Raw genomic sequence first — 21920 nt, forward strand, 5'->3', positions numbered from 1 at the left:
GTTCAGATCCTCACTTCTTTTCCATGACGCATTGCAGCGGATGCTGGTGTTGCCGGGCGAAGTCCATCACCTGGCTGACCTTCGTTTCCGCCACCTCGTATGTGAATATTCCGCATTCGCCGACGCCGTGGTTATGGACATGGAGCATGATGCGGGTGGCACTTTCACGATCCTTTTGAAAAAAACGCTCCAGAATATGGATGACGAATTCCATGGGCGTGTAGTCGTCATTCAAAAGCAGCACGCGGTAGAGATTGGGCTTCTTGGTCTTCGGCTTGGTGCGTGTGATGACCGAGGTTCGATTTCCGTTCTCCCCGTTCCTATCGCTGTCGTTCTGCATCCGGATCGGCTTTGCGATCATTGTCATTCATTCCTCAAGCAATCCGGCGGAGCATGGGAGGGTGCTTTTCCCGCCGAATATCTGAAACACTAACTTAGTTCATAATAGGCCGATTTTAAGCCCCCTGTCAGTCACTGCAATCAAGAAATGGCCGGCATGCACGGGAAAGACCAAAAAAGTCCCCGGCCGGTCCCACGGAGGTGCTACAGCGAAAGTGGAAACAAAAAGACCGGCTACAGATGCGTAGCCGGTCCATAATTTTCAATATGTAGCGCAGGTTGCGCCGTCGCAGTCAATTCATGCAGCGGCAGGCGTTGCCGGCTGCGCCTGCCGGGTGGTCTTGGCAACGGCAGCGGCGATCGGCGCCTCATAGGGCTTGTAAGCGGATTTAGCGAGATCGGCATACATCTCGCTGAGTTTCGTCGTCTCGGAGACGAGGCCTTCGAAATAGCTCTTGACGTAGTTGGTCTGCAGTTCGAAAGCGGCCTCGAAGCTCTTGACGCCGGCCAGCGTTTCGAAATGCGTCACCGCGTCCTGAAAGGACTTCTTCGAATAGTCTGCAGCTTCGGCAGCGATCGCCTGGAAGCCTCTGGTCGTATCCGAATAGGTTCTCAGCGCCGTATCAACGGCTTCCTTGCTCTTCTTGTTTGCGTCGTCAAAGTTGAACATGACCGTCCTCCGTTGGGCTGTGGGATGGCGGCAGGGTAGCTGCAACGCACAAATAGTCAAGTAGTCTTGTGCATTGCAAAACACCTATGGGTTGTGCGACAATAATAAAACAAAGGATGCGCGCCGGGGCACGTACGTCTTTAACTGTTTTTGCTAATATATATCAGATAAGCGCAACCTGAAGCTTCAAATAAATTTTGGCCCCAAGCCCAGAAAACAAAAAAAGGACCGAACGGATCGCGCCGTTCGGTCCCTTGGAAAGCGTTCGAGCAGGTCAGAGATCGACGTCGAGGATCGCCATCGAAAAGTTGTAGGAGCGGTCGCCGTCCTCGTCATCGATATAGACGACGCCCAGAAATTCTTCGCCGAGATAGACTTCCGCAGAATCATTCTTGCGCGGACGCGCCTTGACGACGATCTGCGGATTGAGCGTGCGTTTGAAATAGGCGTCGAGCTTCTTGATTTCTTCAGGCTTCACTCTGTTATCTCCGTAAACGGTCTTGATTGGCCGCTTCTTGCACAGGAAAAGCAGCGGTGTAAAGGCAAGGTTGCCAGTTGGCAATTTCCATCCCCGCCCGAGGACCGCCGACTTTTCCCAATCCTTATTTTCCGGCAGCCGATCAGATATCGGCGCCGATCACCTGGTCCATGTTGCGCGACGGCTCGGAACACCCGGCTTCGCCGACGACCTTGGCCGGCACGCCGGCGACCGTCTTCTTCGGCGGCACCGCCTTCAAGACGACGGAGCCTGCGGCGATGCGTGAGCAGTAGCCGATCTCGATATTGCCGAGGATCTTTGCGCCGGCGCCAATCATGACGCCGCTGCCGATCTTCGGATGGCGGTCGGCGCCCTCTTTGCCGGTGCCGCCGAGCGTGACGTTATGCAGGATCGAGACATTGTCGCCGATCACAGCCGTCTCGCCGACAACGAGGCCGGTGGCGTGATCGAGGAAGATGCCTTTGCCGATCCGCGCGGCCGGATTGATGTCGGTCTGGAAGACGCTGGAGGAGCGGCTCTGCAGATAGAGCGCGAAATCTCGCCGGCCGCGGTTCAGCAGCCAATGGGCGAGACGGTGTGTCTGCAGCGCGTGGAAACCCTTGAAATAGAGCACGGCTTCCATGAACCGCAGGCAGGCGGGATCGCGATCGTAGATGGCCTGGATGTCGACGCGCAGAATGGAACTCCATTCCGGCCAATCGGAGAGCATTTCCTCGAAGGTCTGGCGAAGCAGGTTTGCCTGCATGTCGGGGTGATCGAGACGTTCGCAGATGCGGTGGATGACGCATTCCTCGAGCGAATGGTAGTTGATCACCGTCGAGTAGAGGAAGGCGGCAAGAACCGGGTCCCGTTCGGCGGCGAGCCGGGCTTCTTCGCGCAGGCTGTCCCAGATGGGATCCATCACCTTCAGCGGCTGACCTGTCTCAAAAGCACGAATATCAGTCTTGGCGACCATCGCCGCTCTCCTCGTTGCCAACAGGAATGCCGTTTTCGGAATGCCAATATATAGTGGAAAACGCCAATAACATAAATGGGTGCCGTCGCCATGGTTTTTTAGCATGGGTTTTCGGCATCACGATGATGTCACCCGCCAATGTCACCCGAGACATCATCCCCTGGCGACTTTCGCGTAGAAGGCCAGCACCGCCTGCTTGAAAACCTTGTCGCCGACGGCGAGCATGTGATCACGGCCCGGAATATCCAGCGCTTCGGCATCGGGCATCAGCGCCGCCAGCTCCTGCGGCGAGCCGGCGATGTCGTCTTTCGTGCCGACGCCGATCAGCGTCGGCATGTCGAGCTTTCCCATATCAGCGCGGGCAACGAGATCGCGCGAGCCGCGGATGCAGAGGGCAAGGGCGACGCGATCGCTCTTGGTCTGTTCGGCAAAAGCGCGGAACATGCGGCCACGGTCATGCGTGACGTCCTCGAGCGAGGGAGCAAGCAGCGCATCGGCGATCGGATCCCAGTCGCCGACGCCGTCGGTCATGCCGATGCCGAGACCGCCGAGCACCAGCGAGCGGACCCGATGCGGATTGGCAAGGGCGGCAAAGACCGAAATGCGCGCGCCCATCGAATAACCCATGACATTGGCTTCCGGGATGCCGAGATGATCCAGAAGCGCGATCGCATCGCCGGCCATCACCCACGGACGATAGGCTTCGGCATCGTGCGGCTTGTCGCTTGCGCCGTGGCCGCGATTGTCGACGGCGATCACCCGGTAGCCGGCATCCCCCAGCGTCTTCAGCCAGCCGGGGTGCACCCAGTTGACGTTTGCGGTCGAAGCAAATCCGTGGATCAGCAAGACGGGCACGCCGGCCGGATCGCCCTCATCGAAGAAGGCGAGCTTCAATCCATCATGCGTGAAGCTTGAAAATGCAGGCGTGTTCAGGTTCATCGCGTCTTCCTTCAGGGCCTTTTCGGCGTGACCATAATCGAGCCGCTATTCATCGTGAAGCCAGAAACTGTGCCTAAAAACAGTACCCACCGCGGCGCTTTGGCTCTACACATTTGCGGCGAAGACTTATAAGGTCCGCGTAGATTTCAAGCATTCGGAGAGCGACATGGCCGGCCACAACATTCCCCACTTCCAGAACGACGGCGGTCACCGGGTTATCGAAGTCGGCGTCAAGGAATTCATGTGCACCGGCGCTTCGGCCCCGTTCGATCATCCGCATATCTTCATCGACATGGGCGACGACAACGAGAAGGTCTGTTCCTACTGCTCGACGCTCTATCGCTTCAATTCCGCGCTCAAGCCGAGCCAGACCAACCCGGCCGGCTGTGTTTTCCACGTGAAGGCGGCGTAACCCGTCCAGATTTCGGATCGGACGGATAATGCCGGTCGAACATGCCGCCATCATCGGCGCCGGGATATCGGGGCTGACCGCTGCGCTTTCGCTTTCGCGCCGGGGCATCAGCTCAGACATCTTCGAGCAGGCAGGCGAACTCACCGAGGTGGGCGCCGGCTTGCAGGTTTCGCCCAACGCCTCGCGCATCCTCGCCGAACTCGGTATCCTTGACGGGCTGTCAAAGGTCTGGCTCGAGCCGGAAACGATCCGGCTGATCTCGGGCAGTTCTTTGCGCCAGCTGGCAGCCGTGCCTGCAGGCGCATTCGCACGGCAGCGCTGGGGCGCTCCCTATGGCGTCCTGCATCGCAGCACATTGCAGAAAGCCCTTTTGGCCGCGGTGGAGGCCGATCCGCTCTGCCGGCTTCACCTTGGTATCAGGATGGAATCGGCGCTGCCGGATTTCGAGCGGGACCCCGATGTCGTCATCGGTGCCGACGGCGTCTGGTCGAAGCTGCGGCAATTGGTTCCGGGCAGCCCCTCGCCGCGGTTTTCCGGCAATATCGCCTACCGCTTCACCATTGCCGAAAGCGAAGCGCCCGGTTTTCTCGACCGGCAAAGCGTTTGCGCTTTCCTCGGCGGGTCGGCGCATCTCGTCTGCTATCCTTTGAGGGAGACCGCCAGCTTCAACATGGTGGCGATCACCGCCGGCAATATCGCGCCGCAGGCCTGGCAAAGCGAACCGACGGCCGAGCAGCGCGCAGAACTCAGGAAACGCTTTTCCGGCTGGAACGCCGCGATCGTCTCGCTGTTCGACCAACACCGGAACCTGACGTTCTGGCCGCTGTTCGAAACCTCCGCCGGTGCGTGGCAGGACGGCCGCAAGACGGTTCTGATCGGCGATGCCGCGCATGCGATGATGCCCTTTGCCGCACAGGGCGCGGCCATGGCGATCGAAGACGCCTACGAACTTGCCGCGTTTCTTTCCAATCGTCCAACGGCGGAAGCTCTAAAGCTCTTTGAAAGCCATCGAGCGCCGCGCATCGCGAAACTTCGCCAGCGCGGCGCCTTCAACCGGTTCGCCTATCATGCCAAGGGGCCGATCCGGATCGGCCGCGATCTCGTGCTTGGCCTCAAGCCGCCGCAAAGCCTCGCGGCGGACCTCGACTGGATTTACGGCTACCGGGCCCTGCGTCTGCCATAAAGCGCATCGTGTCAGACGGCGCTTGCGGCGGCAAATCCCCGTTCGATATCGGCCTTGAGGTCAACCACATCCTCGATGCCGATCTGCAGGCGGATGACAGCACCATCCGTCGGGGCCTTGGCGACGGTGCGGTCGTTGAGATAGGCGTGCAATGCGAGGCTTTCAAAGCCGCCCCAGGAATAGCCGAGACCGAAGATCCGGAGCGCATCGAGGAAGGCATGCGCCTTTGCCCTGGATTTTTCGGGGCCATCGGCGGCGAGCACGAAGGAAAAGATGCCGCTGGCGCCTTTGAAATCACGCTTCCAGAGATGGTGAGAGGGGAAACTCGGCAGGGCAGGATGCAGCACGCGGGCGACGTCCTCCCTGCCCTCCAGCCATTGCGCGATACCAAGCGCGCTTTCATAATGCCGCTCGAGGCGCAGGCCCATGGTGCGCAATCCGCGCAGGATCTGGTAAGCGTCATCGGGTGCGCCGCAGATGCCGAGCACACCGTTTGCTTCCTTCAGCCGCTCCCAGTGCCCGGCATTGGCCGACACCGTTCCAAGCAGGATATCGGAATGGCCGGACGGATATTTCGTCGATGCGTGGATCGAGATATCGACGCCGTGATCGAGCGGTTTGAAATAGAGCGGCGTCGCCCAGGTATTGTCCATCATGACAACGGCGCCGTGGCGGTGCGCCACCGCCGAGATCGCCGGGATATCCTGCATCTCGAAGGTGTTGGAGCCGGGCGCCTCGGTGTGGACGATCCTGGTGTTCGGCCGGAACAGCGTCTCGATGCCGGCGCCGATCGACGGGTCGTAATATTCGACCTCGACGCCAAGCCGCTTCAACATCGTGTCGCAGAAATGGCGCGTCGGGCCATAGACCGAATCGACGACAAGCGCATGGTCGCCGGCGGTAACGAAACCCAGGAACGGAATGGTGACGGCCGCAAGGCCCGAGGGGACGAGGATCGTGCCGGCCGAGCCTTCGAGTGCGTCGATTGCCTCGCAGAGCGCATCCGTCGTCGGCGTGCCGCGCGTTCCATAGGTGTATTTCTGCGAGCGCGTCTCCATCGTGCGCGCATTTGGAAACAGCACCGTCGAGGCATGCACGACCGGCGGATTGACGAAGCCGTGATAGTCGAAAGGGTCGTTGCCGATATGCGTCAGGCGGGTGTTGATGCCGGCGTTCTGCAGCAAGCTGTCTTTTTCTTTCATGTCGGAAATAGCCTTTGGCGAGGGGCGCGAAACCAGACTTTTGGACGCCCCGCCGTGTCCGGTCAACCCCTTGACGGTGGGTTGGCGACAACGGTTGGACATGATGGAATTTCCGAATTTCGCGTTATTTTTCCGCAATCGGACGCCTATTTCATAGCCAACCGCCCTCGAATGCGGCGCAATCGACCAAAATTCTGAATTTTGCCGCAATTATTGATGGTGACACTTGACCATGGTGACATTTGCGACTGTGATAGGGTACTCGCGCCGGGAGGGTGTCGAGACATTGGGGGCGGCAGGTTTTTCCGCCGGAACTTCCCCACAAGAAAATATAAGACAACGGAAAAGGTTGGGAAAAAATGAAGAACAAGCTTCTGTCCGCCGCTATCGGCGCAGCAGTTTTCGCTCTTGGCACCTCGGCTGCCTCGGCCACCACTCTCGGAGACGTCAAAGCGAAGGGTTTCGTGCAATGCGGCGTCAATACCGGTCTTACTGGCTTTGCCGCGCCTGACGCTTCCGGTAATTGGGCCGGCTTCGACGTCGACTTCTGCAAGGCCGTCGCTTCGGCTGTGTTCGGCGACCCCACCAAAGTCAAGTACACGCCGACAAACGCGAAGGAACGCTTCACCGCCCTGCAGTCCGGTGAAATCGACGTCCTCTCGCGCAATACGACCTGGACGATCAATCGCGACACCGCACTCGGCTTCAACTTCCGTCCTGTCACCTATTACGACGGCCAGGGCTTCATGGTGCGCAAGAGCCTGAACGTGAAGTCGGCTCTCGAACTCTCCGGCGCCGCAATCTGCGTGCAGTCGGGCACGACCACGGAACTGAACCTCGCCGATTACTTCAAGACGAACAATCTGCAGTACAATCCGGTCGTCTTCGAAAACCTTCCTGAGGTCAACGCTGCCTACGACGCCGGTCGTTGCGACGTTTACACGACCGACCAATCCGGGCTCTATTCATTGCGTCTGACGCTGAAGAACCCCGACGAACACGTCATCCTCCCTGAGATCATCTCCAAGGAACCGCTCGGCCCAGCCGTCCGTCAGGGCGATGATCAGTGGTTCGATATCGTTTCCTGGACGGCTTATGCGCTGATCAATGCCGAAGAGTTCGGCATCACCCAGGCAAATGTCGACGAGATGAAGAATTCGCCGAACCCGGACATCAAGCGCTTCCTCGGCAGCGAGACCGACACCAAGATCGGCACGGATCTCGGCCTGACCAATGATTGGGCCGCCAACGTCATCAAGGGCGTCGGCAACTATGGCGAAATCTTCGAGCGCAACATCGGCCAGGGTAGCCCGCTCAAGATCGCCCGCGGCTTGAATGCTCTCTGGAACAAGGGCGGCATCCAGTACGCACCGCCGGTTCGTTAATCGAGCCTTGGCATGAAATGCCGGGAAGGCGGCCAGCCGCCTTCCCGCTTCTAAAAAGTCAAAAAGAAAGCCCGAAAACGGGCACAAGGGGATTGGCGCGGCATGACGCATGGGGCTGTGGATAGGACACCTTTGCATGACACCGGCTGGACTTTCCGGTCGGCAATGTACGATCCGAAATACCGGAGCATATTCTTCCAGATTCTAACAATCGTTGTTCTCGTGGCGTTTGTGTGGTGGGTGGCCCACAACACGGCCGTGAACCTTGCCCGCAGCAATACGGCATCCGGTTTCGGCTTTCTTCGCGGTCGCGCCGGTTTCGAAATCGGCCAGTCGCTGATCGGCTATTCAAGCGACTCGACTTATGCACGCGCGCTTTTCGTCGGTATTCTGAATACCTTGCTGGTGGCGGTGACCGGTATCGTCACGGCAACCATCATCGGGTTCATTATCGGGATCGGCCGGTTGTCGCGGAACTGGCTGATTGCCAAGCTCTGCACGGTCTATGTCGAAATCTTCCGCAATATTCCGCCGCTGCTCGTCATCTTCTTCTGGTATCTCGGCGTTCTCTCCGTCCTGCCGCAGCCGCGCGAATCGGTGGGGCTGCCGTTCAGCATGTTCCTCAACAACAGAGGACTAGCCTTCCCGAAGCCGATCTTCGAGACAGGCATGCTAGCGGTCGGCATTGCCCTGCTGATTGCGATTGTCGCCGCCATCATCATGGCGCGCTGGGCTCATAAACGACAGGCCGCAACCGGCCAGCCGTTCCATACGGTATGGGCGTCGATCGCGCTGATCGTCGGCCTACCATTGTTGGTCTTCGTGGCCTCGGGCTTTCCGCTCACCTTCGATGTTCCCGTCGCCGGAAAGTTCAATCTGACGGGCGGCTCGGTCGTCGGCCCCGAATTCATGTCGCTGTTTCTCGCTCTGTCCTTTTATACCGCCTCGTTCATCGCCGAGATCGTTCGTGGCGGCATTCGCGGCGTTCCAAAGGGACAATCCGAGGCAGCCGGCGCGCTGGGGCTGCATCCGTCGAACGTGACGAGACTTGTCGTGGTGCCGCAGGCGCTGCGCATCATCATTCCGCCGCTGACAAGCCAATACCTGAACCTGACCAAGAACTCCTCGCTCGCCATCGCGATCGGTTTCTCCGATCTCGTTGCCGTCGGCGGCACGATCCTCAATCAGAGCGGTCAAGCGATCGAGATCGTGTGCATCTGGGGTATCGCCTATCTCAGCCTGAGCATTCTCACGTCGCTGTTCATGAATTGGTTCAATGCCAAGATGGCACTGGTGGAGAGATAAGATGTCGGTCGCCGATAAACCCTTCGTCAGAACGTCCATCCTTGCTGCCGAACCGCCGCCCCGCGGCGAGAGGGGAGCCGTTGCCTGGATACGCCGCAACCTCCTGGCAACTCCGAAAGACGTGATCCTGACAATCCTGGCTGTTGCGCTGATCGCATGGGCCGTGCCGCATCTCGTCAACTGGCTGTTCATCCAGGCCGTATGGTCCGGGCCCGACCGCACATTCTGCGCGACGACAATCCAGGGCGGCATCCAGCCCGAGGGCTGGAGTGGCGCGTGCTGGGCCTTCGTCAGCGCCAAGTACGATCAGTTTATCTTCGGCCGCTATCCGCTCGACGAGCGCTGGAGACCGGCGATCGTCGGGATCCTCTTCATTCTGCTTCTGGTTCCGATGCTGATCCCGTCGGCGCCGCGCAAGGGCCTGAACGCCATTCTTCTGTTCGCCGCCCTGCCGATCATCGCCTTCTGGCTTCTTCACGGCGGGTACGGCCTCGAAGTGGTGGAGACACCGCTCTGGGGCGGGTTGATGGTGACGCTCGTCCTGTCCTTTGTCGGCATTGCAGTGTCATTGCCCTGCGGTATTCTGCTTGCACTGGGACGCCGTTCGAAGATGCCGGTCATCCGCATGCTCTGCGTGACCTTCATCGAGGTCATTCGAGGCGTTCCGCTGATCACCGTCCTGTTCATGGCAAGCGTGATGTTGCCGCTCTTCCTTCCCACAGGCTGGAACGTGGACAAACTGCTTCGGGCACTGATCGGCGTGTCGATCTTCACGTCGGCCTATATGGCCGAAGTGATCCGTGGCGGTCTTCAAGCGATTCCGAAGGGACAGTTCGAAGGCGCCGATTCACTTGGCCTCGGCTATTGGCAAAAGACCCGGCTGATCATCATGCCGCAGGCCATCAAGCTGGTAATCCCGAGCATCGTCAACACCTTCATCGGAACCTTCAAGGACACGTCGCTGGTCACCATTATCGGCATGTTCGATCTGCTCGGTATTGTGAAGCAGAACTTCTCCGATGCCAACTGGGCAAGCGCCGTCACGCCGATTACGGGCCTGATCTTCGCGGGCTTCATCTTCTGGCTGTTCTGCTTCGGCATGTCTCGCTATTCGGGCTTCATGGAACGCCATCTCGATACCGGCCACAAACGATAAGAACGCTAAAACGATAAGAATGAGGGAAAACAATCATGGCTGAAGCTCCAGCTAAAAAGCTCACCGTTTCCGCAACGGAAGTGGCGGTCGATATCATCAACATGAACAAGTGGTACGGCGATTTTCACGTGCTGCGCGACATCAACCTCAAGGTCATGCGCGGCGAGCGCATCGTCATCGCCGGCCCGTCGGGTTCCGGCAAGTCGACGATGATCCGCTGCATCAACCGCCTGGAAGAGCATCAGAAGGGCCGCATTATCGTCGACGGCACCGAACTCACCAACGACCTGAAAAAGATCGACGAGGTCAGGCGCGAAGTCGGCATGGTGTTCCAGCACTTCAACCTCTTCCCGCACCTGACGATCCTCGAAAACTGCACTTTGGCGCCGATCTGGGTGCGCAAGATGCCGAAGAAGCAGGCGGAAGAAGTCGCCATGCACTTTCTGAAGCGTGTCAAGATCCCCGAGCAGGCCAACAAATATCCGGGACAGCTTTCCGGCGGCCAGCAGCAGCGCGTAGCGATCGCCCGCTCGCTGTGCATGAACCCGAAGATCATGCTGTTCGACGAGCCGACCTCGGCGCTCGATCCCGAGATGATCAAGGAAGTGCTCGACACGATGGTGGGTCTCGCCGAAGAAGGCATGACCATGCTCTGCGTCACCCATGAAATGGGCTTTGCCCGCCAGGTCGCCAACCGCGTCATCTTCATGGACCAGGGCCAGATCGTCGAGCAGAATTCGCCGGCCGAGTTCTTCGACAATCCGCAGCACGAACGCACCAAGCTGTTCCTCAGCCAGATTCTGCATTAGGCCAGATCCTGCATAGGCTTGGGAGCTGAAGCTATTTGAGACCCGCCGCGCCTTCCGGTTCGGCGGGTCTTTCACGTTCAGCGCGAGGCTGACGCCTGCAGCAGGCTGCAGAGACCGGCAAGGCCGGAATCAGAACCACCTGAGGCCGAGCCGCCAGGCGATGAGATATCAACGCAACGGACAAGCATCTTGCGTTGCTCATTGACCGGCCTCGACCGGAAGTCGTCCAGGATGCGGGCCTGGGATGCGCTGAGGTTACCCTCAGTCGCGGATTTGTTGCTGCCCCCTGCCCCGCCGATGGCGAGATTGGCATCGACGCCGCTGCCGCGTCTGACCGAGGCCGTGGCGTCGGTATCAAGCCCACCGGTGCTGCCGATGCGTGCATTGAGATCGGCATCAACGCCCCGCCCGCCGCCGGCATTGGCGGTCGCATTGGTGTTGACGCCGCTCGAACCGCCGACGGAAGCATTGGCATCGGCGCTAATGCCACTGCCGCCGCCAAGCGATGCCCCGACATCGGCGCTGGCGGCATTGCCGGCATTTACCGATACGCCGACATCGATGGCATGTGCATCGCTTGCCGTCATGGCAAACAGGGCGCAGGTGGATACGAGCACCGCTATGGATAGTCTATTGTGATTATGGGTCATGTTTTCCTCCGTTTCCATTCGCCGGGCGATCTGCCCGGCAATCGAAAATCGAGGAACGCGCGTGCCTTCGATCGTCTGGACGCCTGCAACCTGCAGGACATCCATTGCAAGGCAACGTGAAAAGATGACGAATGTTTCACAACCCGGCGCGGCAAGTCGGCTTCGTGGCGTGCAATGATCTTTCAGGGTTATTGAAATGCGAATTACCGACCCGACTGTGCCGAAAGCGAACATGGCTTGCCGTCACTGGAACGCCGGCTGAGTATTTCCTTCCGAACTGCGTCGGGGATCTTCAGTGCGGCAAGCAAAAACGCAGTTGTCGATGCGATTGACGGCGATTGAACCTTAGGCAGTTTTGCAGATCGCCTGCGCCTTGCCTTGGAACTGGCTTCTCCATCACTGATTGAGATAGCGAAAAATAACGCCCTTCCGTTCTGGATATATCAGGCAAGAAGTCCATGTTTCAGCATGTTCTCATCTAATGGAACTGGAGGTCCAAGAATGGGCATTTTCGACAAGATCAAACATGCAATCTTCGGGGAAGCAAAAGCAGCCGAACCCGTTGCATCAGGCGCGCCGAAGGCGCCGCCCGCCCCGGCTCCCGTCTCGCCCTCGGCGGCGCCCAGTCCGGCACCGACCGCCTCTCCCGCTCAAAGCAAGCCGGCCACGGCCCCGGCCGCAGCAAATGTCGATATCGTCCCGATCCTCGACGCGGCGGTGAAAAAGAGCGGCCGGAAACTCGATTGGCGCCACTCGATCGTGGATTTGATGAAAGCGGTCGGGATGGATGCGAGCATGGCTGAGCGCAAGGAGCTCGCCTCTGAACTCGGCTATACCGGCGACACCGGTGATTCCGCCAAAATGAATATGTGGCTGCACAAGGCACTGATGAAACGCCTGTCGGAAAATGGCGGCAAAGTACCCGCCGATCTCCTGGATTGATCGAAGAGCGCCCGGCGCTTCGCGATAGAGGCTCATCTGTCACGGAGCGTCGGCAATCCAGGGCATGCGCCGCTCAGACCGCAGGCAACAAGTCCCCTTGCCCGCAGACGCTGGAACCAATATCGTTCCGCTCGATTACTTCGATAATCGATCACGGGAGAAAGAAATCCAATGAGATTGATGGCAGTCGTTGGCGTTGCGCTTAGCTTGGGCTGTATTTCGGCCGCGGAATCTCCTTCAAACTATCAATCCTACAGCGGCATCCGGGTCGATACCGACCCGGTCCTCCTGGCTCGATACGACAAATCGCTGCGGTGGTGCGTGCCGGAGGCGGGCTCCTGGCGACGCGGCTCGCCGGATCCGCAAAGCCTGCATTACAATGCGGCGCTCAGAAACTGCCTCTACAGACACGGCTTCGTCGATAGAGGCGTCTACGCCTACCCGATCCCCGAGGTCTACTTCGAGCATTTCCTCGATCGCTAAGAAGATCCGAGCAGCGCAGATCCGTCATGGACCTTCAAGGTAAAACATCGGCCCGCCGTGTTGGCGGGCCGTTTCCGCTGCGACTGCCCACATGTCAGCAAGTTCCTCTCGAGCCGCGGCTTCAGCCGACCGTCGAGACCGCATGAACTTTCATATCATCGCGAACTTCGTAGAACTTGTCGCCGTCGATATAGATCGAATGGCAGCTCGGTTTTTCGCCCTTGCCATTGGAGCAAGCTTTATCGCCCTTGAATGTGAGTTTGGTTTTCACGTCGATCGTTTTGCCGCCGACATCAGCCTTACCGGTGATCGTGCCCTTCTTCCAGTTCCAGACCAGATCGGCGGTCACGGGCTTGTCCAGATCAACGATCTCCACCTTCACATGCTTGCCATCAGCAAATGCTTTAAACTCTTCCATCGTGACCTTCTTGGCGCCGGCCGGAAGATCGACGGCATAGGTGTTCACAGCCGACAGCATGAAGGCCGCAGCGCCGACGCTGGATAGGATGGTTCTCATGTTCCGCCTCCTCAGGATTGGCGGCCAAATTACAACCCGTCGGGCGAAACAACATCCCGCCTATTGTGATTAGGGCAGTATACTGCAGGCTGAACTGTCAAAATGCAGCAATTTTTCTTCTGGGCGACATCGCAATTTTTGCGCGTGGTCTTTCCTGCATCACACGAATCGAAATAAACACCAGAAACCGACCATCGGATATTTAAAGGAATAAGATAACAATGCCTACTCGCACCATAATAGTATTGATTGCCATGGCCTTGCTCGCTGCCTGCGTACCGACTCGCCAGGAATATGATTCCTTCGTTACTTTGACGCAGGGGAGTGCAAGAGCGAGAAATGAGGCTGTCAATATTTGCGTGAAGAGCTTCGATGCAAATGCGCGCCGCAACGCTGGCATCGTGACAAACGCTTCGGACAAAGACGCTCCGCGCGTTGCCTGCAATCGGCTTCTAGCGGCGATGATTTCCGGTCGCGCCACCTACGATGATTTCGTTGCCATCAAAAGCCACAAGTTCACACCGAAGCTGATCAAGATTTTCCAAGGGCGTTAAACTGGATCAAGCGACGGCTTGCGGTCCCGACCCTCGCAAGCCGTCAATGGCCCGCTCGAAACGCGGTTGTCATTCAAACCTTAGGCACGGTTCATTACCGTTGTCGTATCGACGACAGCTTTGGCAAAGCCGATGTTTCAGTAACGGCTGACATTGCAATAGCCGTCGGAGCAAGCTCGATGTCATAGAGCGGGACTTCGCCGGAGTGTAGACGCGCTTCTTGCGGCATGCCTGCAGCGGCGTTCCGAGTACCTGAACGCTGCATCGGGATCAGAAAACGAGAGCTTTGCCTGATCGCCGATCCGTTTGATGGGGGGCTTATTGTGAAGTCCGAAGTGCAGGCGATTCGACGGTCTTGCCTCCCCCAACCATCTCGATCAGCCCCCATTTTTAGGGCGATTCTGCTCAAAAATTGCTAAATTCAGAAAAAAATGTCGATTCCGCCTTTGGCGAGAGGAATCCAGTCACGCCGTCAAGTTTTTCTAATGTTTTCAATAGACGCATTTCGCTATAGTTGCAGAAAGAATAATTCGCGAAATGCGAGACATTTATACTGCCTCAATTTGGGCGACTCGAAATTCTACAAATATTTCAAAACGTAACATCGAGGTGATTGGGATAATGTGGCAGCAATATGGCTATGTTTCTCAAGTACTTACCGTTGCGTTGCTGTTGCGCCCTCCAAAATGTCGCCCTATAACCCCCCGCCGTAAGACATGATTAACCTAAAATATTAACGGGCAGGGGTTGAGGAACAAGACAATGACAACATACTACGTAGCGACGACTGGCAGCAGCAGCGGTAACGGCAGTGCCTCCTCGCCTTTCCGCACGATCGGTGACGCGATGGCGTCGAACCTTAAGCCCGGCGACGAGGTCGTGGTGAAAGCGGGGACCTACAACGAGTCCATCAACATCGACAAGGACGGCTCAGCGGCAGGCAACATCACGCTGCGCTCGGAAGTGCCCGGGGGGGCGCTGATCCGGCCGCCAGCGGGCTCATACACCGGGATCAGTGTCAACGGCAACTACGTGGTCATCGACGGCTTTGACATCAAGGGCGGCACTGGCGACGGCATTGAAGCGAACAACGTCCACCACATCCAGATCCTCAACAATACTGTCCACGACAGCGGCGAGTCGGGCATTCAGTTCAACCAATCGGATTTCATCCGGGTCGAAGGGAACGAGACGTACAATAACGCGTCGTCCGGCTGGTACTCGGGCATCTCGATCTACGAGAACCGGAACATTACCGGCGATACCTCGACGGACGGCTACCGGACGATCGTGCGGAACAATATCTCACACGACAACGTCACGAAGGCGGGTGCACACACCGATGGCAATGGCATCATCATCGACGATTTCCAGAGCACGCAGTCGAGCGGTCATCCGAACTACACATTCAAGACCCTGGTTGAGAACAACCTCGTCTACGAGAACGGTGGCAAGGGCATTCAGGTTACCTGGAGCGACTCTGTCACGGTGAAAAACAACACCGCATACCACAACAATCAGGACAACGCGAACACCGGCACCTGGCGCGGCGAGCTCAGCAACTCCGCGTCGAACAACAACACCTGGGTCAACAACGTCGCCGTAGCGGACCCATCGGTGAACAAGAACAACACTGCGATCGATAACACGTCTACCAGTGGCGCCAACAGCAACGTCGTCTGGGCCAACAACATCACCTACAACGGCACGGCCGGCCAGGCATCGGTCAAGACCGACGGCGGCAACGCGATGCCCAGCACGGCGAACGGCAATAAGCTCGGCGTCGACCCGACATTCGCGGGGGCAGCGAGCGACAACTTCCACCTCGGCTCCGGCTCGTCGGCGATCGACAGCGGAACCAGCAAATACGGTGTCGCATCGGTCGATCTGGACGGCCACGCTCGCGTCGTTGGAACTGTCGATATCGGTGCCTACGAATCGGGCTCCAGCTCGACCCCGGGAACGCCAACCACGCCGACAACGCCGACAACGCCGACGCAACCGACAACGCCAACAACGCCAACCACCCCGACGCAACCGACAACGCCAACCGCGCCGACAAAGGAATTCGTCGGCACCAATGGCAACGATATCCTGCCACACACCGGTCAGTCGAACGGCGGCAACGAAACCTTCAAGGGTCTCGGTGGTAGTGATGTGTTGAAGGGCGGGGCCGGCGCGGACGCGCTCGACGGCGGTACTGGCAACGACACCGCCAGCTATGCGGGCTCCGGCGCGGTCAACGTCAACTTGGCGACTAAGGTCGCATCGGGCGGCGAGGCGACCGGCGACAAGATCGCCAGTATCGAAAACTTGACCGGCTCAAGCTACAACGACGTACTGACCGGCGGCAACGGCGGCGGCAACGTTCTCACTGGCGGGGCTGGCGCGGACAAGCTGGACGGCGGCGCCGGCAATGATGTCCTCATTGGTGGTGCCGGAAAGGACATTATGACCGGTGGCACCGGCGAGGATAAGTTTATCTTGAAAGCACCGACGGAAACCGGGTCCGGCTTGAACCGAGACGTCATCACCGACTTCCAGCACGGCATCGATAAGATCGACCTCTCGGCGATCGATGCGAATGGCTCTGCGGCGGGCAATGGAACCTTCCATTTTCAGGCACAGGAGAATGCCCTGTTCGACCACAAGGCTGGCGCGCTCGCTTGGCACTATGACGACCAGTCCGGAACCGCGAACGATGTTACCGTTATCCAGGCCGACACGAACGGCGACGGTGTTCATGACTTCGAGGTTCAGCTGAAGGGCTTGGTCCACTTGGGGGCAGGCGATTTTCTCCTGTAATTGTCCCCGTTGTGGCGGTCGTCCGATCGCCACAACCATCGTGCTGATATCCGAGCGCCGATCAGGCGTTCGGACACCAAGGTCTCCGTCATCGTCGACGGAAGGTTGCTGGTGACTAACGTGGCACTCATGCATAAAACAAAGCTAAAGCGCGTCGCATCAATCAAGTTTGATGCGACGCGCTTTATCTGTCTGTCATCCGTTTCCGGACGCAGTTGGCCGGCACCACGCCCGACAATGCGGGCCATGATGCGGCTGTCAAAGATGCAAGATATCGGGATATTGAATGGTCGGAGTGGAGAGATTCGAACTCCCGACCCTCTGGTCCCAAACCAGATGCGCTACCAGACTGCGCTACACTCCGTGCCGTGGCGGGGAGATACACGGTTCACTTCGCCGTCGCAACCCATAAATCCAGCGCGGGTCGAAGAATCCCGCCTGATACGTCGATGTCTCTAGAAAAAGCTGCATGACGCGCGTCTGCGCCGTCGGACGCAATTGGACGTCAGGAGAGCGCTGCCTCAGCCGCGTTCGAGCAGACCGATATATTGAGCGTAGCTGATGGCAACGTAGAAGAAAGCCGTAATGCCGGCCCCGATCACAATGGCATTGAACTCCGCCGAACGTCTCATCATGCGTGCAATCCACTGAAATTGACTGAGCCGTAAATAGTCCCGCGGGCTGGCCGCGGCAATCAGGTTGTGATCACAACATGAGACGATCGGTAATATTGCGCAACCGGCCTGTCTGCCGGTGTCGTGTTTCCGCAGCATCGCCCTATCATCGCGATGATACCGGCAACGCTTCATACGCCGCCTTTTTTCTTGATAAGGCGGGGATTCGCGGATAAGCAAAATTCATCTCTTCGCGCTATCTCTCAAGATGAAGCAAGAGCCTCGGCAACGAGAATTGAGACCATTAAAGGCGGGTGTTGCCCGCATAGTCGGAGACGCGCAGTCATGTCTGCCAAGATCTATCGTCCAGCCAAGACCGCCATGCAGTCCGGCAAGGCCAAGAGCCATCTCTGGGTGCTTGAATTCGATCAGGAGTCGCCGCGCAAGATCGATCCGATCATGGGTTACACCTCCTCCGGCGATACGCGCCAGCAGGTGAAACTCACCTTCGAAACACACCAACTGGCCGAAGCCTATGCCCAGCGCAACGGCATCGAATACCGGGTCATCGCACCGAAGGATCCCGTCCGCCAGGTTGTGGCCTATCCGGATAATTTCCGCTATACCCGCACGCAGCCCTGGACGCATTGAGATTTCTCGTCCAGAACTGCCGCATCCGGTCGCGCTCCCTGAACGCGTTCGCCAGACGGCCCCTTAGCTCAGCTGGATAGAGCACCTGCCTTCTAAGCAGGTTGTCGCAGGTTCGATTCCTGCAGGGGTCGCCACAAATTCAATGACCTGAAGCCGCCCGGTCCCGTCACTTCGACTTCTTGGTCGTCGTGGCGCTGACGATTTTGTCGCCCGGTTTGATCCCGAGTTTGGCGGCGATGCCGGCATTGAGTTCGACGACGTATTTCACCGGGCTCATCGAGTCGATGATATCGCGCGAATAGGGCGTCGCGTTTTCCTTGATGTGGCGGATCGTGCCGGTGCCGTCGGCAAAAAGCATGTCGAGCGGCAGGATGGTGTTTTCCATCCACATGGTGACGCGTCTGGGCTCGTCGAAATCGAAGATCATCCCGGCATCATCGGCCATCGTCTTGCGAAACATCAGCCCGTAGGCGCGCTGATCCGGCGTCGAGGCGATCTCGACAGTGAAATGCAGCACCTTGCCCGCGGCGGTCTGGATGAGCAGCGGCTCCTTGTCGAAGTGGATCTGCTCCTCGGCGAAAGCCGGCAGCGCAACCATGAAAAAAAGCGCCAGGATGGCGCTTTTGATCGCATGAAGAAGGACGATGTCACGCATATCAATGCGACCGGCTGGCCGGGCTCGGAATGTCGGGATGGATTTCCGCGGCCATCAGGCCCTTTTCGCCGTCGCCGAAGCGGACGAGCACCACCTGGCCGGGGCGCAGTTCCGTCAGGCCGAAGCGGCGGAGCGTTTCCATGTGCACGAAGATGTCTTCCGTGCCCTCGCCGCGCGTCAGGAAGCCGAAGCCCTTGGTGCGGTTGAACCATTTGACCAGCGCACGCTCAAGGCCGCTCGTCGCGGTGACCTGCACATGTGTGCGCACCGGCGGCAGTTGCGAGGGATGAACCGCAGTCGACTGATCCATCGAAAGGATCTTGAAAGCCTGGTAGCCACGTTCGCGACGCTGGATGAGGGCGACGATGCGCGTTCCCTCGAGGATCGTCTGGTAACCGTCGCGGCGCAGGCAGGTCACGTGCAGGAGAACATCCTGCATGCCGTTGTCGGGCACGATGAAGCCGAAACCCTTAGCGACGTCGAACCACTTGACGACGCCGGTGATTTCAACAAGATCGACCGCCTCTGCCGATAGCTCGTCAAGGTCGGAGTATTCGTTCGATGAAATCCTGTCAGCCATAGTCGCCAGCCCCTCGAATACGCGTCACACTGTTACGGTTAACTGATTCTTGAAATCAAGATTAACATCTTGGTAACGGATAAGCGCAAGTCCTAGTTTTCGGTTATTCCCAACTGCACATTTTATATCGTTGACTTGCCCGAGGCTGACCTCAGCTCGCCGAAAAAGCCAGACCCAATAAAGGAGTAGATAGAATGCGTTATCTCCATACAATGGTTCGCGTCAAAGACCTGGATGCCTCACTCGCCTTTTACACCACGCTGTTCGGGCTGGAGGAGATTCGCCGGCACGAAAACGAGAAGGGCCGCTTTACCCTGGTTTTCCTGGCTGCTCGCGACGATCTCGGCCGTGCGCGCAGCGAAAAGGCTCCCTGCCTCGAGCTTACCTATAACTGGGATACGGAAGATTATAGCGGCGGACGCAATTTCGGCCACCTCGCCTATGAGGTCGACGATATTTACGCAACCTGCCAGAAGCTGATGGACAACGGCATCACCATCAACCGGCCGCCGCGCGACGGGAACATGGCTTTCGTGCGCTCGCCCGACGGCATCTCGATCGAAATCCTGCAGAAAGGCAGCCCGCTCGCCGCCGCCGAGCCCTGGGCCTCGATGGGCAATACCGGCGCCTGGTAAGGCTTTTCGCCGCAAGGCTTTTGCGAGGCTTGCGGCTTTTGCGATTTCGGGTCCGGCCGGCGCCTCGACGCTTGCCGCGATCCGGCCCTGCAGGCAATCTCCTGGCGACTCGACGCGGAAGATGGCGGTTTTCGACCATTTTCCGCATCAACTGGAGACTGTCGCTTGCGTCACATTGAGATGCGGATGCCCCTGATGGGCGCTTTGCTGATCGCCACTTCGGTGCTGGCGCTGTCCGGCTGCGCGTCGGACAAGAAGGCACTCGATTCCGCCGCAGCCGTTCCGGCACCGCAGGCAGCCGCACCGCAGCTTGCCGCGGCAGCACCCGCAGGCCCTGCCCCACGTTCGGTCTACACGGATCCCCGGCTCGTCAATGTCTCTAGCGCTCAAGCCGCCCCCCAGGCCTTGGCAACGGACCCGAATGCGCCCGTCCCGCCCGCCGATCCGGCGGCGGCAGCGCCTGCCAATATCGGCGGGCTGGTGCTGCAGTCGACCCGGATCAACGCGCAGGCGATGAGCATCTTTTCCGACCACCAGCCGGCGCCGCAGAACAACAGCACGTCGACGGTCATTCAGCCGCAGGCCTATGCGCCTGTTGGTGCAGCACCCGCGAGAAGCAGCGTCTACAGCCAGCAACCGGTAACAGAACCGCCTGCGGAGCCGGTGCTGCCGCAGCAATCCTCGCAGAATGGCAGCACACAGCTTGCGCCCGTCCAAACGGCGTCGCTGGCGGCAGACGGCAATCCGGCCCCGACGATGAATGCGCTCTACAGCGCGCCGAAGCAGAACCTGCTCGGCAGCCTCACCGGCCTGTTGCAAAAAGCGTCGCTGCCCGGCATGACGCGGATCGCGCCGAACGGGCTGCATGTCCAGAACGACAAGGTCGAGGTCGGCTGCTTCAAGCCCGAGCTGCTGAACGTGATCAAGACGGTGGAAACCCATTTCGGCCGGCCTGTTATCGTCACGTCAGGCTATCGCGACGAAGAGCATAACCGCCTGGTCGGCGGCGCCGACGAATCGATGCACAAAAGCTGCGAGGCGGCCGACATCCAGATCGACGGCGTCACGAAATGGGATATCGCCGCCTATATCCGCTCGCTGCCGAACCGCGGCGGCGTCGGCACCTATTGCCACACGGATTCGGTCCATCTCGATACCGGCAAAACCCGCGACTGGAACTGGGGCTGCGGCGGCAAACGCGCGCCTATGGCGACCGCAAGAGCGATCTGACGGCCGCGCGTTTTTCGCATGACCTTACGGAAGCGCCGCCTCGTCTTGTTGAAGAGATAGTCGGCAGCCCGTTGATTCAGCTTCAATAATCAGCTGCTCGAACGCATACGGATTTCCTGTCATTTTTTTGAAAGAAACCGAATTTGCCGCTTGCGGGATTCATAACGCCTGACTATAAGGGCGCCACCACGAAGGAAGCGCCCTTCGTCTATCGGTTAGGACACCAGATTTTCATTCTGGGAAGAGGGGTTCGACTCCCCTAGGGCGTGCCACTTTCTCTCCATATAGAAGCCATCGCATCCGCTTGCAGAAGTCTGCGCGCGTTCCTATTTTAACGGGGCTGGCCTGCGCCCTTCGTCTATCGGTTAGGACGACAGATTCTCATTCTGTAAAGAGGGGTTCGACTCCCCTAGGGCGCACCAATTTTTCACCGTAAAATCAATCGGATAAATTCAAGGCGATACGGCAGAGAAATTATTCTCTAATTAATCAGCGTCCGGGGGCAATTCGGGGGCAATTGAAAAGGCAAGGGCATTTTCTCGGGGTGGCGATGGAAGAACTGGTTCCTACCAGCCGCCACCACATGCCTCTTGCCCCCGCCAAGCAGCGCTTTTCAGCGATAGTCGCGGTTCCATTCTTGATCCAAGTCGGCCGCGCGGTGCCCCAAAGCCTTCCGGGCGGTAAAAAATAGCCAAAAGTCGGGGTGCGTTGGAATTTCGAGCGTCCGGAAAACCTGATGAGCGCCGTGAC

23 protein-coding genes and 4 tRNA genes are annotated in these 21920 nt (G+C 58.6%); 16 read left to right on the forward strand and 11 right to left on the reverse strand.

Annotated features, from left to right (window positions below):
* Positions 1-10: 10 nt before the first annotated feature.
* The 5 genes from clpS to FHX14_RS09230 all read right to left on the reverse strand — a co-directional run bounded on the left by clpS (position 11) and on the right by FHX14_RS09230 (position 3402).
* Positions 11-361, reverse strand: coding sequence for an ATP-dependent Clp protease adapter ClpS (gene clpS, locus FHX14_RS09210; protein ID WP_003586692.1), 351 nt, complete (start codon positions 359-361; stop codon positions 11-13).
* Between the two features lie 276 nt (positions 362-637).
* Positions 638-1009 carry a phasin family protein gene (locus FHX14_RS09215; RefSeq protein ID WP_003586693.1) on the reverse strand — a complete coding sequence of 124 codons (372 nt, stop codon included), beginning with the start codon at positions 1007-1009 and terminating at the stop codon, positions 638-640.
* Positions 1010-1283: 274 nt separating this feature from the next.
* Positions 1284-1487: a DUF3126 family protein gene (locus FHX14_RS09220; RefSeq protein WP_012557538.1), complete on the reverse strand. Its 204-nt coding sequence runs from the start codon at positions 1485-1487 to the stop codon at positions 1284-1286.
* 142 nt (positions 1488-1629) lie between these two features.
* Positions 1630-2463: a serine O-acetyltransferase gene (gene cysE / locus FHX14_RS09225; RefSeq protein WP_054183201.1), complete on the reverse strand. Its 834-nt coding sequence runs from the start codon at positions 2461-2463 to the stop codon at positions 1630-1632.
* 153 nt (positions 2464-2616) lie between these two features.
* A complete protein-coding gene (locus FHX14_RS09230; RefSeq protein ID WP_003586698.1) occupies positions 2617-3402 on the reverse strand; it encodes an alpha/beta hydrolase in 786 nt (261 codons plus the stop codon).
* A gap of 166 nt (positions 3403-3568) precedes the next feature.
* Here FHX14_RS09230 and FHX14_RS09235 point away from each other — a divergent pair, with 166 nt between their 5' ends.
* The gene (locus FHX14_RS09235; protein WP_003539274.1) at positions 3569-3814 is read left to right on the forward strand and encodes a zinc-finger domain-containing protein; all 246 of its coding nucleotides are present in this window, start codon (positions 3569-3571) and stop codon (positions 3812-3814) included.
* 28 nt (positions 3815-3842) lie between these two features.
* Entirely contained in the window at positions 3843-4997 is a 1155-nt protein-coding gene (locus FHX14_RS09240) for an FAD-dependent monooxygenase (protein WP_184376931.1), read from the forward strand.
* A gap of 11 nt (positions 4998-5008) precedes the next feature.
* Here the strand turns inward: FHX14_RS09240 and FHX14_RS09245 are convergent, their stop codons facing one another.
* Positions 5009-6199, reverse strand: a complete 1191-nt coding sequence (locus tag FHX14_RS09245) for a cystathionine beta-lyase (protein WP_037073109.1) — start codon at positions 6197-6199, stop codon at positions 5009-5011.
* A 359-nt stretch (positions 6200-6558) separates the two neighbouring features.
* Between FHX14_RS09245 and FHX14_RS09250 the strand changes: the two genes are divergently transcribed.
* The 4 genes from FHX14_RS09250 to FHX14_RS09265 all read left to right on the forward strand — a co-directional run bounded on the left by FHX14_RS09250 (position 6559) and on the right by FHX14_RS09265 (position 10854).
* Positions 6559-7584 carry an amino acid ABC transporter substrate-binding protein gene (locus FHX14_RS09250; RefSeq protein WP_003586705.1) on the forward strand — a complete coding sequence of 342 codons (1026 nt, stop codon included), beginning with the start codon at positions 6559-6561 and terminating at the stop codon, positions 7582-7584.
* Between the two features lie 102 nt (positions 7585-7686).
* Positions 7687-8889: an amino acid ABC transporter permease gene (locus tag FHX14_RS09255; RefSeq protein WP_184376932.1), complete on the forward strand. Its 1203-nt coding sequence runs from the start codon at positions 7687-7689 to the stop codon at positions 8887-8889.
* A gap of 1 nt (position 8890) precedes the next feature.
* Positions 8891-10045, forward strand: coding sequence for an amino acid ABC transporter permease (locus FHX14_RS09260; protein WP_003586709.1), 1155 nt, complete (start codon positions 8891-8893; stop codon positions 10043-10045).
* Positions 10046-10080: 35 nt separating this feature from the next.
* The gene (locus tag FHX14_RS09265; RefSeq protein ID WP_003586711.1) at positions 10081-10854 is read left to right on the forward strand and encodes an amino acid ABC transporter ATP-binding protein; all 774 of its coding nucleotides are present in this window, start codon (positions 10081-10083) and stop codon (positions 10852-10854) included.
* 77 nt (positions 10855-10931) lie between these two features.
* On the opposite strand, the gene FHX14_RS09270 is transcribed toward FHX14_RS09265, so the two are convergent.
* Positions 10932-11504, reverse strand: a complete 573-nt coding sequence (locus FHX14_RS09270) for a hypothetical protein (RefSeq protein ID WP_003586713.1) — start codon at positions 11502-11504, stop codon at positions 10932-10934.
* A 501-nt stretch (positions 11505-12005) separates the two neighbouring features.
* Between FHX14_RS09270 and FHX14_RS09275 the strand changes: the two genes are divergently transcribed.
* Together FHX14_RS09275 and FHX14_RS09280 are read left to right on the forward strand one after the other, a co-directional pair.
* On the forward strand, positions 12006-12446 hold the full coding sequence (locus FHX14_RS09275) for a DUF3597 domain-containing protein (protein WP_003586714.1): 441 nt from the start codon (positions 12006-12008) through the stop codon (positions 12444-12446).
* A 171-nt stretch (positions 12447-12617) separates the two neighbouring features.
* Positions 12618-12929, forward strand: coding sequence for a hypothetical protein (locus tag FHX14_RS09280; RefSeq protein WP_003586716.1), 312 nt, complete (start codon positions 12618-12620; stop codon positions 12927-12929).
* Between the two features lie 121 nt (positions 12930-13050).
* Here the strand turns inward: FHX14_RS09280 and FHX14_RS09285 are convergent, their stop codons facing one another.
* On the reverse strand, positions 13051-13446 hold the full coding sequence (locus tag FHX14_RS09285; protein WP_003586717.1) for a hypothetical protein: 396 nt from the start codon (positions 13444-13446) through the stop codon (positions 13051-13053).
* Positions 13447-13667: 221 nt separating this feature from the next.
* On the opposite strand from FHX14_RS09285, the gene FHX14_RS09290 reads away from it, so the two are divergent.
* Entirely contained in the window at positions 13668-14000 is a 333-nt protein-coding gene (locus tag FHX14_RS09290) for a hypothetical protein (protein WP_003586719.1), read from the forward strand.
* Between the two features lie 762 nt (positions 14001-14762).
* The gene (locus FHX14_RS09295) at positions 14763-16805 is read left to right on the forward strand and encodes a right-handed parallel beta-helix repeat-containing protein (RefSeq protein WP_003586721.1); all 2043 of its coding nucleotides are present in this window, start codon (positions 14763-14765) and stop codon (positions 16803-16805) included.
* 287 nt (positions 16806-17092) lie between these two features.
* On the opposite strand, the gene FHX14_RS09300 is transcribed toward FHX14_RS09295, so the two are convergent.
* Positions 17093-17169: transfer RNA gene (locus FHX14_RS09300), tRNA-Pro, on the reverse strand.
* Positions 17170-17764: 595 nt separating this feature from the next.
* Here FHX14_RS09300 and FHX14_RS09305 point away from each other — a divergent pair.
* Both FHX14_RS09305 and FHX14_RS09310 read left to right on the forward strand, forming a co-directional pair.
* Entirely contained in the window at positions 17765-18070 is a 306-nt protein-coding gene (locus tag FHX14_RS09305) for an ETC complex I subunit (RefSeq protein ID WP_003586872.1), read from the forward strand.
* A 57-nt stretch (positions 18071-18127) separates the two neighbouring features.
* Positions 18128-18204, forward strand: a tRNA-Arg gene (locus tag FHX14_RS09310).
* A 32-nt stretch (positions 18205-18236) separates the two neighbouring features.
* Here the strand turns inward: FHX14_RS09310 and FHX14_RS09315 are convergent.
* Both FHX14_RS09315 and FHX14_RS09320 read right to left on the reverse strand, forming a co-directional pair.
* Positions 18237-18725, reverse strand: a complete 489-nt coding sequence (locus FHX14_RS09315) for a DUF192 domain-containing protein (RefSeq protein ID WP_003586875.1) — start codon at positions 18723-18725, stop codon at positions 18237-18239.
* Position 18726: 1 nt separating this feature from the next.
* Positions 18727-19305: a cold-shock protein gene (locus FHX14_RS09320; protein ID WP_003573434.1), complete on the reverse strand. Its 579-nt coding sequence runs from the start codon at positions 19303-19305 to the stop codon at positions 18727-18729.
* A 194-nt stretch (positions 19306-19499) separates the two neighbouring features.
* Here FHX14_RS09320 and gloA point away from each other — a divergent pair, with 194 nt between their 5' ends.
* The 4 genes from gloA to FHX14_RS09340 all read left to right on the forward strand — a co-directional run bounded on the left by gloA (position 19500) and on the right by FHX14_RS09340 (position 21592).
* Positions 19500-19940 carry a lactoylglutathione lyase gene (gene gloA / locus FHX14_RS09325; RefSeq protein WP_003586877.1) on the forward strand — a complete coding sequence of 147 codons (441 nt, stop codon included), beginning with the start codon at positions 19500-19502 and terminating at the stop codon, positions 19938-19940.
* Between the two features lie 165 nt (positions 19941-20105).
* Positions 20106-21170: a D-Ala-D-Ala carboxypeptidase family metallohydrolase gene (locus FHX14_RS09330; RefSeq protein WP_003586878.1), complete on the forward strand. Its 1065-nt coding sequence runs from the start codon at positions 20106-20108 to the stop codon at positions 21168-21170.
* A gap of 197 nt (positions 21171-21367) precedes the next feature.
* Positions 21368-21442: transfer RNA gene (locus tag FHX14_RS09335), tRNA-Glu, on the forward strand.
* A gap of 75 nt (positions 21443-21517) precedes the next feature.
* Positions 21518-21592, forward strand: a tRNA-Glu gene (locus tag FHX14_RS09340).
* The last annotated feature ends 328 nt before the right edge of the window (positions 21593-21920 follow it).

Source organism: Rhizobium sp. BK619 (assembly GCF_014195245.1).
GTDB classification, from domain to species: Bacteria; Pseudomonadota; Alphaproteobacteria; order Rhizobiales; family Rhizobiaceae; genus Rhizobium; species Rhizobium acidisoli.

Coding starts and splice junctions, on each gene's coding strand:
- clpS (WP_003586692.1), bottom strand. CDS start 361: ATGATCGCAAAGCCGATCCGGATGCAGAACGACAGCGATAGGAACGGG.
- FHX14_RS09215 (WP_003586693.1), bottom strand. CDS start 1,009: ATGTTCAACTTTGACGACGCAAACAAGAAGAGCAAGGAAGCCGTTGAT.
- cysE (WP_054183201.1), bottom strand. CDS start 2,463: ATGGTCGCCAAGACTGATATTCGTGCTTTTGAGACAGGTCAGCCGCTG.
- FHX14_RS09230 (WP_003586698.1), bottom strand. CDS start 3,402: ATGAACCTGAACACGCCTGCATTTTCAAGCTTCACGCATGATGGATTG.
- FHX14_RS09235 (WP_003539274.1), top strand. CDS start 3,569: ATGGCCGGCCACAACATTCCCCACTTCCAGAACGACGGCGGTCACCGG.
- FHX14_RS09240 (WP_184376931.1), top strand. CDS start 3,843: ATGCCGGTCGAACATGCCGCCATCATCGGCGCCGGGATATCGGGGCTG.
- FHX14_RS09245 (WP_037073109.1), bottom strand. CDS start 6,199: ATGAAAGAAAAAGACAGCTTGCTGCAGAACGCCGGCATCAACACCCGC.
- FHX14_RS09250 (WP_003586705.1), top strand. CDS start 6,559: ATGAAGAACAAGCTTCTGTCCGCCGCTATCGGCGCAGCAGTTTTCGCT.
- FHX14_RS09255 (WP_184376932.1), top strand. CDS start 7,687: ATGACGCATGGGGCTGTGGATAGGACACCTTTGCATGACACCGGCTGG.
- FHX14_RS09260 (WP_003586709.1), top strand. CDS start 8,891: ATGTCGGTCGCCGATAAACCCTTCGTCAGAACGTCCATCCTTGCTGCC.
- FHX14_RS09265 (WP_003586711.1), top strand. CDS start 10,081: ATGGCTGAAGCTCCAGCTAAAAAGCTCACCGTTTCCGCAACGGAAGTG.
- FHX14_RS09270 (WP_003586713.1), bottom strand. CDS start 11,504: ATGACCCATAATCACAATAGACTATCCATAGCGGTGCTCGTATCCACC.
- FHX14_RS09275 (WP_003586714.1), top strand. CDS start 12,006: ATGGGCATTTTCGACAAGATCAAACATGCAATCTTCGGGGAAGCAAAA.
- FHX14_RS09280 (WP_003586716.1), top strand. CDS start 12,618: ATGAGATTGATGGCAGTCGTTGGCGTTGCGCTTAGCTTGGGCTGTATT.
- FHX14_RS09285 (WP_003586717.1), bottom strand. CDS start 13,446: ATGAGAACCATCCTATCCAGCGTCGGCGCTGCGGCCTTCATGCTGTCG.
- FHX14_RS09290 (WP_003586719.1), top strand. CDS start 13,668: ATGCCTACTCGCACCATAATAGTATTGATTGCCATGGCCTTGCTCGCT.
- FHX14_RS09295 (WP_003586721.1), top strand. CDS start 14,763: ATGACAACATACTACGTAGCGACGACTGGCAGCAGCAGCGGTAACGGC.
- FHX14_RS09305 (WP_003586872.1), top strand. CDS start 17,765: ATGTCTGCCAAGATCTATCGTCCAGCCAAGACCGCCATGCAGTCCGGC.
- FHX14_RS09315 (WP_003586875.1), bottom strand. CDS start 18,725: ATGCGTGACATCGTCCTTCTTCATGCGATCAAAAGCGCCATCCTGGCG.
- FHX14_RS09320 (WP_003573434.1), bottom strand. CDS start 19,305: ATGGCTGACAGGATTTCATCGAACGAATACTCCGACCTTGACGAGCTA.
- gloA (WP_003586877.1), top strand. CDS start 19,500: ATGCGTTATCTCCATACAATGGTTCGCGTCAAAGACCTGGATGCCTCA.